General features: G+C 43.3%; 7 protein-coding genes and 1 pseudogene. 1 reads left to right on the top strand and 7 read right to left on the bottom strand.

Annotated features, from left to right (window positions below):
* Nucleotides 1–44 precede the first annotated feature (44 nt).
* Nucleotides 45–3,941, top strand: a complete 3,897-nt coding sequence (locus HMPREF2764_RS07895; protein WP_070528601.1) for a pullulanase — start codon at nucleotides 45–47, stop codon at nucleotides 3,939–3,941.
* Nucleotides 3,942–4,037: 96 nt separating this feature from the next.
* Here the strand turns inward: HMPREF2764_RS07895 and HMPREF2764_RS07890 are convergent.
* The 7 genes and pseudogenes from HMPREF2764_RS07890 to HMPREF2764_RS07860 all read right to left on the bottom strand — a co-directional run bounded on the left by HMPREF2764_RS07890 (nucleotide 4,038) and on the right by HMPREF2764_RS07860 (nucleotide 13,392).
* Nucleotides 4,038–5,027: pseudogene (locus HMPREF2764_RS07890) on the bottom strand (LLM class flavin-dependent oxidoreductase).
* A 170-nt stretch (nucleotides 5,028–5,197) separates the two neighbouring features.
* Nucleotides 5,198–7,006, bottom strand: coding sequence for a glutamine--fructose-6-phosphate transaminase (isomerizing) (gene glmS, locus HMPREF2764_RS07885; RefSeq protein ID WP_070528599.1), 1,809 nt, complete (start codon nucleotides 7,004–7,006; stop codon nucleotides 5,198–5,200).
* Between the two features lie 190 nt (nucleotides 7,007–7,196).
* Complete coding sequence (gene bglA, locus HMPREF2764_RS07880; RefSeq protein ID WP_070528596.1) at nucleotides 7,197–8,576, bottom strand: 6-phospho-beta-glucosidase; 1,380 nt, start codon at nucleotides 8,574–8,576, stop codon at nucleotides 7,197–7,199.
* A gap of 98 nt (nucleotides 8,577–8,674) precedes the next feature.
* The gene (locus tag HMPREF2764_RS07875; protein WP_070528593.1) at nucleotides 8,675–10,528 is read right to left on the bottom strand and encodes a proline--tRNA ligase; all 1,854 of its coding nucleotides are present in this window, start codon (nucleotides 10,526–10,528) and stop codon (nucleotides 8,675–8,677) included.
* Between the two features lie 12 nt (nucleotides 10,529–10,540).
* On the bottom strand, nucleotides 10,541–11,800 hold the full coding sequence (gene rseP, locus HMPREF2764_RS07870) for an RIP metalloprotease RseP (protein WP_070528590.1): 1,260 nt from the start codon (nucleotides 11,798–11,800) through the stop codon (nucleotides 10,541–10,543).
* 21 nt (nucleotides 11,801–11,821) lie between these two features.
* Nucleotides 11,822–12,625, bottom strand: a complete 804-nt coding sequence (locus tag HMPREF2764_RS07865) for a phosphatidate cytidylyltransferase (protein ID WP_070528588.1) — start codon at nucleotides 12,623–12,625, stop codon at nucleotides 11,822–11,824.
* Between the two features lie 8 nt (nucleotides 12,626–12,633).
* Nucleotides 12,634–13,392, bottom strand: coding sequence for an isoprenyl transferase (locus tag HMPREF2764_RS07860; RefSeq protein WP_070528585.1), 759 nt, complete (start codon nucleotides 13,390–13,392; stop codon nucleotides 12,634–12,636).
* Nucleotides 13,393–13,497: the final 105 nt, after the last annotated feature.

Below are 13,497 nucleotides of genomic sequence, written 5' to 3'. Positions count from 1 at the left end.
TAAGTGCTATACTGATAAAGAAATTCATTTATAGGAGAATGATTATGAAAAGAACAACTTCTCAAACTGAGAAAAAAATGGTCTACAGCATCCGTTCCCTCAAGAACGGAACCGGTTCTGTCCTTATCGGTGCAAGCCTTGTCCTACTTGCCATTGCTACACCAACTATCTCAGCCAACGAAAATACACCAACCACTAATGCAAGTAATAGTGAAACTACTACTGCCCTTGCCCAACCTCTTACTGATACAACAGCCAGCACTGGTAAGCAAGAAAGTGATCTTTCTGCACCTAAAAATGCAAACGCTTCCCTAGAGAAAAAAGAAGAGAAACCTGCAACAGATCCAACAACTCCTGTTGCAAGCCCAGCTGATTCTGCACCACAAACCGGACAAGATCGTTCAAGTGAGGCAACGACTTCTACTAGTCCAGTAACGACTGAAACTAAGGCAGAAGAGCCAATCGAAGACAACTACTTCCGTATCCATGTCAAAAAACTTCCTGAAGAAAACAAGGATGCTCAAGGACTATGGACTTGGGACGATGTTGAAAAACCTTCTGAAAATTGGCCTAACGGAGCCTTGTCCTTCAAGGATGCCAAAAAAGATGACTATGGCTACTACCTAGATGTCAAATTAAAGGGAGAACAAGCCAAGAAAATTAGCTTCCTCATCAATAATACAGCTGGAAAAAATCTAACCGGCGATAAATCGGCCGAAAAACTAGCACCAAAGATGAATGAGGCTTGGTTAGACCAAGATTACAAGGTTTTCTCTTACGAGCCACAACCTGCAGGAACTATCCGTGTCAACTACTACCGCACAGATGGCAACTACGACAAGAAATCTCTCTGGTACTGGGGAGATGTGAAGGAGCCAAGTAGTGGTGAATGGCCTAACGGAACAGACTTTACGGCTACAGGCAAATATGGTCGCTATATCGATATTCCACTCAAAGATGCAGCTAAAGACCTTGGATTTTTATTACTAGACAGAAGCAAACAAGGAGACGATGTGAAAATCCGTAAAGAAGATTATAAGTTCACAGATTTGAAAAATCATAGCCAAATCTTCCTCAAAGACGATGACGAATCAATCTACACAAATCCATACTATGTCCACGATATCCGAATGACAGGGGCTCAGCACGTAGGAACTTCTAGCATTGAAAGTAGCTTTTCAACACTGGTCGGTGCCAAAAAAGAAGATATTCTCAAGCACTCCAACATCACTAATCACCTAGGAAACAAGGTAACTATTACCGATGTTGCAATCGACGAAGCTGGTAAGAAAGTAACTTACAGCGGAGATTTCTCTGACACAAAACATCCCTATACTGTTAGCTACAATTCCGACCAATTCACTACCAAAACAAGCTGGCGTCTGAAAGATGAGACTTACAGCTATGATGGCAAGCTTGGAGCTGACCTCAAAGAAGAAGGAAAACAGGTTGATTTGACCCTCTGGTCACCAAGTGCTGATAAGGTTTCTGTTGTTGTCTACGACAAAAATGACCCTAACAAAGTAGTTGGAACTGTCGCTCTTGAAAAAGGAGAAAGAGGGACTTGGAAACAAACTCTAGATAGCACAAACAAACTAGGAATCACAGATTTCACTGGATACTATTATCAATACCAAATCGAGCGTCAGGGTAAAACTGTTCTTGCACTCGATCCTTACGCTAAATCTCTCGCTGCTTGGAATAGTGACGATGCCAAGATCGATGATGCCCATAAAGTGGCTAAAGCTGCCTTTGTAGATCCAGCCAAACTAGGACCTCAAGACTTGACTTATGGTAAGATCCACAACTTCAAGACTCGTGAAGATGCCGTTATCTATGAAGCTCATGTGCGTGACTTCACTTCAGATCCGGCCATTGCAAAAGACTTGACCAAACCATTTGGTACTTTTGAAGCCTTTATCGAAAAACTAGATTACCTCAAAGACTTGGGTGTAACCCACATCCAGCTCCTTCCAGTCTTGTCTTACTACTTTGTCAATGAATTGAAAAACCATGAACGCTTGTCTGACTATGCTTCAAGCAATAGCAACTACAACTGGGGATATGACCCTCAAAACTACTTCTCATTGACTGGTATGTACTCAAGCGATCCTAAGAATCCAGAGAAACGAATCGCAGAATTTAAAAACCTCATCAACGAAATCCACAAACGTGGCATGGGAGCTATCCTAGATGTCGTTTATAACCACACAGCCAAAGTCAATATCTTTGAAGACCTAGAGCCAAATTACTACCACTTTATGGATGCTGATGGAACACCACGAACTAGCTTTGGTGGTGGACGCTTGGGGACAACCCACCATATGACCAAACGTCTCCTAGTTGACTCTATCAAATATCTGGTTGATACTTACAAAGTAGATGGATTCCGCTTCGATATGATGGGAGACCATGATGCGGCTTCTATCGAAGAAGCTTACAAGGCTGCACGCGCCCTCAATCCAAATCTTATCATGCTAGGTGAAGGCTGGAGAACCTATACTGGTGATGAAAATACGCCTGTACAACCTGCTGACCAAGATTGGATGAAGAAAACAGATACTGTCGCTGTCTTTTCAGACGACATCCGCAACAACCTCAAGTCTGGCTATCCAAACGAAGGGCAACCTGCCTTTATCACAGGTGGCAAACGCGATATCAATACCATCTTTAAAAATCTCATTGCCCAACCAACTAACTTTGAGGCTGACAATCCTGGAGATGTTATTCAGTATATCGCAGCCCATGATAACTTGACCCTCTTTGACATCATTGCCCAATCTATCAAAAAAGACCCTAGCAAGGCTGAGAACTATGCTGAAATCCATCGCCGTTTGCGACTTGGAAACCTCATGGTCTTGACTGCTCAAGGAACTCCGTTTATCCACTCTGGTCAGGAATACGGACGTACCAAACAATTCCTTGATCCAGCCTACAAGACTCCTGTCTCAGAGGATAAGGTTCCAAACAAGTCTCACTTGTTACGTGACAAGGACGGCAAGCCATTTGTCTATCCTTACTTTATCCATGACTCTTACGACTCTAGTGATGCTGTCAACAAGTTTGATTGGACCAAAGCAACTGATGGCAAAGCTTATCCTGAAAATGTCAAGAGCCGTGACTATATGAAAGGTTTGATTGCCCTTCGTCAATCTACAGATGCCTTCCGACTTAAGAGTCTTCAAGATATCAAAGACCGTGTCCACCTCATCACTATCCCAGGCCAAAATGGTGTGGAAAAAGAGGACGTGGTGATTGGCTACCAAATCACTGCTCCAAACGGTGATATCTATGCAGTCTTTGTCAATGCGGACGAAAAAGCTCGCGAATTTAATTTAGGAACTGCCTTTGCCCACCTCAGAAATGCTGAAGTTTTAGCAGATGAAAATCAAGCAGGACCAGTCGGAATTGCCAACCCTAAAGGGCTTGAATGGACTGAAAAAGGTTTGAAATTAAATGCCCTTACAGCCACTGTTCTTCGAATCTCTCAAGGCGGTGCCATCGTTGCCCCAGCTGTGGAAGAAAAACCAGAATTTGATCTTTCTAGCTTAACACAAGAGCAAAGTCAAAATAACGGCCAAGACAATATTCCAAACCGAGTCGTCAAACCGGAACATCAAAATCCAGCTCCACAGGCTAAACCTGATTCTGCAAAACCAGATGCAAAAGTAGCAGATGCGGATCATAAACCTAGCAAAGCTACAACTGATTCACATACTGAACAACCAGCACAAGAAACACAAGCATCATCTGTACAAGAAGCTGTTCAAAACGAATCGGTAGATAACTCTAGCAAGGAAAATATAGCTGCACCCCTAGCTAAACAAGCTGAACTTCCAAATACAGGAACCAAAAACGATCACAAACTCCTGTTTGCAGGAATCAGCATTCTTTCCCTTCTAGGTCTCGGGTTCTTACTAAAAAACAAAAAAGAGAACTAAACTAGCCCTCCTATAGAAAAATCCCCCAAGCCTTGACGCTCGGGGGATTGATTTTTGTACAATATTTATCGTCATAATAAATTTGAGTAGTTTTTATTAAGCCTCTTTCATGGCAAAGTAAGCACGTATTTTGGGTGCCACTTGTGTGCCGAAGAGTTCAATGGCTCTCAGAACCTGGTCATGTGGCATAGAACCAAGCGGTAGATGGAGCATGAAACGGTCCAAGTCTAAATCCTCAATCATGCGAATCAATTTTTCTGCCACCTGATCTGGATTTCCTACAAACATGGCTCCATTTGGCCCAACTTGCTCCAAATATTGCTCATAGGTCAACTCCTGCCAGTGTGGACGGTCCTTGGAAATCGCATCCACCACTTGCTTGGTCGGATGGAAATAATCTTTCACCGCCTGCTCGCCATCTTCAGCAATCCAGCCCTAAGAATGAGCGCCCACTTTCAGGTCTTTATCCGCATGACCAGCCTCCCTTCCAATCTCACGATAAGCTTGAGTCAATTTCTTGAAGTAACGCGGATTGCCACCGATAATGGCATAGACAATCGGCAACCCCGCCTGAGCAATCTTCACTGTTGACTCTACATGACCACCTGTCGCTACCCACAATGGCAATTTATCCTGAACAGGACGAGGATAGACTTCTTTTCCAGCAATGCTTTGGGTCAATTGTCCCTGCCAGTTCACTTTGGTGCTTTCATTTGCCAACTGAAGCAGATCTAACTTTTCATCAAAGAGAGCTTCGTAGTCTTTCAAGTCATAGCCAAACAGAGGGAAGGACTCGGTGAATGAACCACGCCCAGCCATAATCTCCGCACGGCCATTTGACAAGGCATCGATGGTGGCATATTGTTGGAACAAGCGAATTGGATCCATACTCGAGAGAATGCTGACCGCACTAGTCAAACGAATCTTCTTGGTATTGACTGCCCCAGCTGCAAGAACAATCTCTGACGCCGATACCGCAAAGTCCTCCCGATGATGCTCCCCAATCCCGTACACATCCAAACCAACCTTATCAGCCAGCTCAATTTCTGCCACCAACTGACGAATGCGTTCATCATGACTGTAAATCTACCCTGTCACCTCCAGGGCTGTTGTTTCACCAAATGTTGAAATTCCTAATTCTACCATCCTGTTTCCTCGCTATCTCTTTTAGTTTTAGGGCATTTTATCACTAATTAGTTTTATTTTCAATAAATTTGCTCATTAGAAAAAGCCTAGATCATCTAGACTTTCTTGGCTTATTCTACTGTTACTGACTTGGCAAGGTTACGTGGTTTGTCCACATCGAGTCCACGGTGGAGGGTTGCAAAGTAAGCGACCAATTGTGTTGGTACGACCATTGAGATTGGTGAAAGGTATGGGTGTACAGTCGTAAGGACGATATCGTCTGTGTCTTTAGCAACATTTTCCTCTGCGATAGTGAGAACCTTGGCACCACGGGCTGCGACCTCTTGGATATTTCCACGAGTGTGGTTAGCAAGGACTGGATCTGACAAGAGGGCCAAGACAGGCGTTCCTTCTTCAATCAAGGCAATGGTTCCGTGCTTGAGTTCTCCTGCCGCAAAGCCTTCACATTGGATGTAAGAAATCTCTTTGAGTTTGAGACTGGCTTCCATGGCTACATAGTAGTCTTGACCACGTCCAATGTAAAAAGCGTTGCGAGTTGTTTCAAGAAGCTCTCGAACCTTGGCATCAATGTTTTCTTTCTCAGAAAGAGTTGATTCGATAGACTGAGCTACGATTGACAACTCATGAACTAAATCAAATGCTTGCGCTTTGGCATTGCCATTTGCTTCTCCGACTGCTTTTGCAAGGAAGGCAAGGGCTGCAATTTGCGCTGTATAAGCCTTAGTTGATGCCACGGCAATTTCAGGACCTGCATGAAGAAGCATGGTATTGTTAGCTTCACGTGAAAGAGTTGAACCTGGGACATTTGTCACTGTCAAGCTTGGGATTCCCATTTCATTAGCCTTAACCAAAACCTGACGACTATCCGCTGTTTCACCAGATTGGCTGATAAAGATGAAGAGTGGTTTCTTGCTGAGAAGTGGCATACCGTAGCCCCACTCAGATGAGATTCCAAGTTCAACTGGTGTATCTGTCAAGTCTTCCAACATCTTCTTAGAAGCAAATCCTGCGTGGTAAGATGTCCCAGCTGCAAGGATGTAGATACGGTCTGCGTCTTGAACAGCCTGGATGATAGCTGGGTCTACGACAACTTGACCAGCCTCATCTGTGTAGGCTTGGATGAGTTTACGCATAACCGTTGGTTGCTCATCTATTTCCTTAAGCATGTAGTAAGGATAAGTTCCCTTACCGATATCTGACAAGTCGAGCTCCGCAGTATAGCTAGCACGTTCACGACTGTTGCCATCATAGTCTTGAACTTCCACACTATCAGCCTTGACGATTACCAACTCTTGGTCATGAATTTCCATGTATTGGTTAGTCTCACGAATCATAGCCATAGCATCTGAGCAGACCATGTTATAACCTTCCCCAAGACCGATCAAAAGTGGTGATTTATTTTTAGCCACATAGATGACTTCAGGATCTTGTGAATCAACCAAGGCAAAGGCATAAGAACCACGAATGATGTGAAGGGCCTTTTTGAAGGCTTCAAGAACTGAGAGACCTTCTTCTTCTGCAAATTTTCCAATCAAGTGAACAGCGATTTCTGTATCTGTTTGTCCCTTGAAGTGGTGACCTGCAAGGTATTCTTCCTTGATTTCAAGGTAGTTTTCAATGACCCCATTGTGGACCAAGACAAAACGTCCAGTCTCAGAGCGGTGTGGGTGAGCATTGTCTTCCGTTGGTTTCCCGTGAGTTGCCCAACGAGTATGTCCGATACCAGTTGTCCCCTCAACACCTGCTGTCTTGGCAGACAATTCTGCGATACGACCGACAGCCTTAACCAGGTGATTTTCAGCACCACCTAGGACAAAAATCCCCGCAGAATCATAGCCACGGTATTCGAGCTTTTCAAGCCCTTGAATCAAAATATCAGTTGCATTTGTGTTTCCAACAACACCAACAATTCCACACATAGTATATACGACACAGACCAGCTGTGCTTTCTCCTTAAATTGGTATAGTCTGATTTCCCTTTTACAAAATCAGCAAAAACAGTATATACTTGTTTCTTTCACTTGTCAAGAGTAAAAATTGGTATAGTTCAAATTACGCTCCTGTTAGCAAAAGACTCTGACCAATTAGGATAATCAGTCAGAGTCCTTTTTAAAATCCATTATTCTCGCTTAATTCCTTGAACCAGTGCCCTGATTTCTTCAGACGACGTTCTTGCGTTTCCAAGTCTAATTCGACCAAGCCATAGCGATTTTTATAGCTGTTGAGCCATGACCAGCAATCGATAAAGGTCCAAATCAAGTAGCCCTTACAGTTAGCTCCATCTTCAATAGCACGGTGAAGTTCACGAAGATGACCTTTTACAAAATCAATACGATAATCATCTTGAATCATTCCATTCTCACGAAATTTTTCTTCCCCCTCAACACCCATACCATTCTCTGTCAACATCCACTCAATATTGCCATAATTTTTCTTGATATTTTGGGCGATGTCATAAATCCCTTGCTCATAAATCTCCCAGCCACGATGAGGATTAATTTTACGTCCAGGCATCACATAAGCCTCGTAAAAATGTTCTGGTAAGAGTGGACTCTCTGGATGCTTAGCAAATCGAGGAGCCATGACACGCAAAGGTTGATAGTAATTGACACCAAGGAAGTCCACCGTATTATCACGAATGATCTCCAACTCCTCCTCTGTAGCATCAGGCAAGAGACCGTGTTCATGCAAGATTTCTACCAACTCCTGTGGATAAGTCCCCAAAACAGACGGATCTAAGAAAGATTGGGCCTGAAAAAGGTCCGCAATACGAGCAGCCTTGACATCAGCAGGATGCTGGCTACGTGGATAAGCCGGTGTCAAGTTGAGGACAATCCCAATCTTGGAATCTGGCAAAAGTTCATGACAAGCCTTAACCGCCCTACTGCTGGCCAATTGTGTATGATAAGCTACTTTAACGGCTGCCTCTGCATCCACCTTATGTGGATAATGGGCATCGTAAAAATAGCCAAATTCTACTGGAACGATGGGCTCGTTAAAGGTAATCCATTGGTCTACCAAATCTCCATAAGTCTCAAAACAAAAACGAGCATAGTCTTCATAGGCTGAGACAGTCGCCTTATTTTCCCAACCATCACCAGCTTCTTGAAGGGCAAAAGGTAAATCAAAATGATAAAGATTCACTAAAAGACGAATCCCTTTGGCCTTAATAACCTCAAAAATCTTACGGTAAAAGTCTACACCTTGAGGATTGACTTCCCCACGCCCTTGTGGAAAAATCCGTGACCACTGAATAGAAGTCCGAAAGGCCGTGTGACCAGTTTCTAACAGTAGCTCAATATCCTTTTCCCAGTTTTCATAAAAGGTTGATGTTTTATCTGGACCAATCCCATTATAGTAGCGATTTGGCTCCACTTGGTACCAATAATCCCAAAGATTATCTCCCTTACCGTCACCAGCTACACGTCCTTCTGTTTGTGGTCCAGAAGTAGAGGATCCCCAGACAAAATCCTTTGGAAATCTTAGCATACATTTACCTCTTTATCTAGTCATTTTTCCCATTATACAGAAAAAACAAGGTAAAAACTAGTTACATTTTTTCCTTGTTTTTCTTCTGATTATAGTTTTTATTTCTTGCTGAGGATTTCAAGCGTTTCAAGCACGTTATCAGCATGAACTTCGATGGTGTCACCAGTCGCTTTAATCTTGACTTCTACGATGCCATCAGTCGCTTTCTTCCCAACAGTGATACGGATTGGAAGACCAATCAAGTCACTATCGCTGAATTTGACTCCGACACGTTCATTACGGTCGTCCGTCAAGACTTCGTAACCAGCTCCCATCAAGCTTGCTTCAAGCTTTTCTGTCAAGACTTGAGCTTCTTCATCCTTGACATTGACAGTGATCAAGTGCACATCAAATGGTGCCAATTCTTTAGGGAAGTTGATTCCCCAAGCGTAACGGTATTCACCTTTTGGCGTTTTGTTAACAAAGAGGCGAGCGTGTTGCTCCATCACTGCTGAAAGGAGACGGCTGACACCGATACCATAACATCCCATGATGATTGGCACAGCACGGCCATTTTCATCCAAAACATCTGCTCCCATGCTTGCTGAATAGCGAGTGCCAAGTTTGAAGATGTGACCAATTTCGATACCACGCGCAAAGTTAAGGACACCTTGTCCGTCTGGTGAAATTTCACCCTCACGAACTTCACGGATATCCACATATTCTGCAGTAAAATCACGGCCTGGATTCACACCAGTCAAGTGGTAGCCATCTTCGTTAGCACCCACAACTGCATTGCGAACATCTTGCACCTTACGGTCTGCGATGATTTTAACATTATCTGGCAAACCAACTGGGCCAAGTGAACCGAATCCCGCTTGAACAAGATTCGCCACTTCTTCTTCACTAGCAACGTCAAAGAAATCTGCTCCCAAGTGGTTTTTCAACTTGACTTCGTTGAGTTGGTCATTTCCAACTAGAAGGGCTGCAACAAGCTCACCATCTGCCATGTAGAAGAGGGTTTTAATCGTTTGTTCTTCTGGAACGTTGAGGAAGGCTGCAACTTCATCGATTGATTTAACATCTGGTGTTGCAACACGAGTCACTTCTTCTTCAGCGACAACACGGTTGCTTTGTTTGTACTCGTTTGTTGCCATTTCCAAGTTAGCCGCATAGCTAGATTCACTTGAGTAAGCAATGGTATCTTCACCAGAGACCATCCATTTGAGCAATTCTGCCTTGATTTCTTCTTGCACTTCTGCAGGAATCTCATCAAATGAAGCAACTGACTTGTCCAAGACGACCCAGCGGTCAAGGTCTGTACGAGCAGGTGTAATGGCCATAAATTCTTGGCTGTCCTTACCACCCATAGCTCCACCGTCACCAATAATTGCCTTGAAATCTAAACCACTACGAGTGAAAATACGCTCATAAGCAGCCTTGTACTCATCATAAACACTGTCCAAGCTATCATAGTTAGCGTGAAAGCTGTAAGCATCCTTCATGATGAACTCACGTGTACGAAGAAGTCCATTACGTGGGCGTTTTTCATCACGATACTTAGGTTGGATTTGGTAAAGGTTGAGTGGCAATTGCTTGTAAGACTTAACAGAATCACGGACAATAGCTGTAAAGGTTTCTTCGTGAGTTGGACCTAGGATAAAGTCTGATTTTTCACGATTTTTTAGTTTGTAAAGGTCTTCACCATAAGTTTCGTAACGACCTGATTCGCGCCACAATTCTGCACTGAGGAGGGCAGGAGCCAACATCTCAACGGCACCAATCTTATCAAATTCTTGTCGCATGATATTTTTAGCTTTTTCAATCACACGATTAGCAAGTGGTAGGTAAGAATAAACACCTGCTGAGACTTGACGAACATAACCAGCTCGCAACATAAGAGCATGGCTGATAACTTGAGCATCGCTTGGCATTTCGCGAAGCGTTGGGATAGGCATTTTACTTTGTTTCATAATATTCCTCGATTATCTAAAAAAGAGTCGCATGATGTCATTCCAGGTCACAGCAATCATCAAGACAACCATGATGACCACTCCGGCCAAGGTGACATAGGTTTCAATTTCTTGTTTCAATGGTTTGCGGCGAATGGCTTCTAGGATATTGAGCACAATCTTACCACCATCCAGGGCTGGAATCGGAATAAGATTAAAAATCCCAATATTGATGGAAATTATTGCCAAGAAGTACAAGACATTCTCAATTCCATTTTTAGCAGCATCACTACTTTCCTTAAAGATGGCAACAGGTCCACCTAGCTTGTTCAAATCCGGTTGGAAAATCAGATTTTTCAGTTCTGAGAGAATTCGGAGGGCCGAGTCAGCAGCAGTTGTAAAACCACCTACAAACATAGATACAAAATCTGACTTAATCCCCGGTTGAACACCTAGAAGGTAACGGCCTTGACTTTCTTCCGGACTAACAGTGACTTGTTTGTCACTACCATTTTCAGAAATAGTCACATCCAAGGTCGGGGCCGTCTTATCTTTGGTTTCTGATTCCACAGCCTGAATCAAACTTTCCCAGTTGCTAACCTCATGTGAGCCAATCTTGGTAATTTGTGCCGTTTCTGGTACTCCCACCTTAGCCAAAGCACCTTGAGGCATAACATGGAACTGGTTGGTATCAACATCTCTGACACCACCCTGCATGAAGATTAAAATCCAGAAAACAACGACACCTAAGATAAAGTTGTTCATAGGGCCTGCAAAATTAGTAATCAGTTTTCCCCAGATAGTCGCATTTTGATATTGAACATCTAAAGGTGCAATCCGAACCTCAGTACCATCTGCTTCCACAACCGTTGCATCGTGATCCACTGCAAATGTTTTTTCTTCTTCCAGAACCAATCCTTTGATAAAGAGCTTGTCTTCAAAGTCAAACTGGGTTACCTGCATAGGGAGGGCTGTTTGATCTAATTTTTTACCTGAAAGATTGATGCGTTTAACCTTACCATCATCAGTAAGCGTCAAACTGACAGGAGTTCCTGTCTTAATTTCAGTTGTATCATCACCCCAACCGGCCATACGGACATAGCCACCCAGAGGCAAGATTCGAATGGTATAGGCCGTCCCGTCCTTGCCAATATGAGCAAAGATCTTGGGTCCCATGCCAATGGCAAATTCACGCACTAGAATCCCTGATTTCTTGGCAAAGTAGAAGTGTCCGAACTCGTGCACCACTACAATAATCCCAAAAACCAGAATAAAGGTTAAAATTCCGAGCATAGTATTTCCTCCGTCTTTTGATTAAAAGAGTCCAAACAAGTGCATGATTGGAAATACAAGCAACATACTATCGAAACGATCCAAAACACCACCATGTCCAGGGATAAATTTCCCAGAATCCTTGACACCAAAGTGACGCTTGATCGAACTTTCTAGTAAATCACCAAATTGTCCAGCAATGCTAAAGAAAATAGCAAAGACTGACATCTTGTAAATTCCATACGGAAGAGCAACTGTACTGTCAACCATCATAAAGATGATGGTTACTAAAATAGCACCTAAAATACCACCCAAGGCACCCTCAAAGGTTTTATTTGGAGAAACTGTCGGAGCCAGTTTCCGTTTCCCAAAGTTCATCCCAGCAAGATAGGCACCACTGTCGGTAGCCCAGACGATACATAAGGCTAATAGTGCCTTATCTAAACCTGCAATTCTAGCATCTAGTAAAGCATTAAATCCAAAGCCCACGTAGAAACTCATAGCAAGCGGGAAAACCGCATCCTCAATCGTATACGACTTGCTAAAAACAGTAGTTCCTAACATGATTGAAATCAACACACTATAGGCAACCACATTCCCATCAACTGGCAAAAAAGTCAGGTAATTCTCCAAGGGAATGGTCAAGGCAAAGGTTGCAAAGAGGGTCAAGAGGCCCTCCATCGTCATGGTCTCTAGACCTCTCATCTTCAAAAGTTCATGCATGGCTAGCATGGCTATGATTCCAATTGCTATCTGAAGCAAGAGTCCCCCAATCATTAAAATTGGTAGGAAAATAGCCAGGGCAATACCTGCAAACAAGGTTCTTTTCTGTAAATCCTGTGTCATATTTCCTCCTAAACTCCTCCAAATCGGCGTTGTCGACGATTGTAGGCAAGAATGGCTTCCTGCAAGGCTTCCTCGTCAAAATCGGGCCATAAGGTATCCGTAAAATAGAGTTCACTATAGGCTCCCTGCCAAGGAAGGAAATTGCTCAAACGCAATTCTCCACTAGTCCTGATAATCAAGTCTGGGTCTCGTAACTCCTTAGGCAAATGCTGGGTAAAGAGATAGTTGCCAATCAATTCCTCTGTGATGTCGCCTGGGTTGATTTTGGCATCTAAAACATCTTGAGAAATCAACTTAAGTGCCTGTGTAATCTCAGCACGTCCACCATAGTTGAGGGCAAAATTAAGAATCAAACCTGTGTTATTCTTAGTCAATTCCTCAGCCTTGGTCAGAGCTTCAAAGGTTTGCTTAGGAAGGCGGTCTGTCTCCCCAATCATTTGAATCTTAACATTATTTGCATGCAGTTCCGGGACATAATTATCATAAAACTCTACTGGCAAGTTCATGATAAACTTGACTTCCTGATCTGGACGGGTCCAGTTTTCCGTAGAAAAAGCATAAACTGTAATCACCTTGACGCCTAGTTTGTTGGCTGCCTTGGTCACAGTTTGCAATGCTTCCATACCCGCCTTGTGTCCGAAGACTCGCGGTTGCATACGTTTTTTAGCCCAACGGCCATTGCCATCCATGATGATGCCGATATGAGCAGGAACCTGTGTCGGAACCTCTACTTCCACAGCCTTATCTTTCTTAAAAAATCCAAACATGATCTTATTCCTATTCAAAAATCTATCGTTTCATTATACCATATTTCCCTATTTTCTTCTATCACTAAGCTATTTATACTCTTCGAAAATCTCTTCAAACCACGT

The sequence above is a fragment of the Streptococcus sp. HMSC073F11 genome, from assembly GCF_001810785.1.
Taxonomy (GTDB): Bacteria; Bacillota; Bacilli; order Lactobacillales; family Streptococcaceae; genus Streptococcus.
This window is presented reverse-complemented; position numbering and strand designations above follow the sequence as displayed.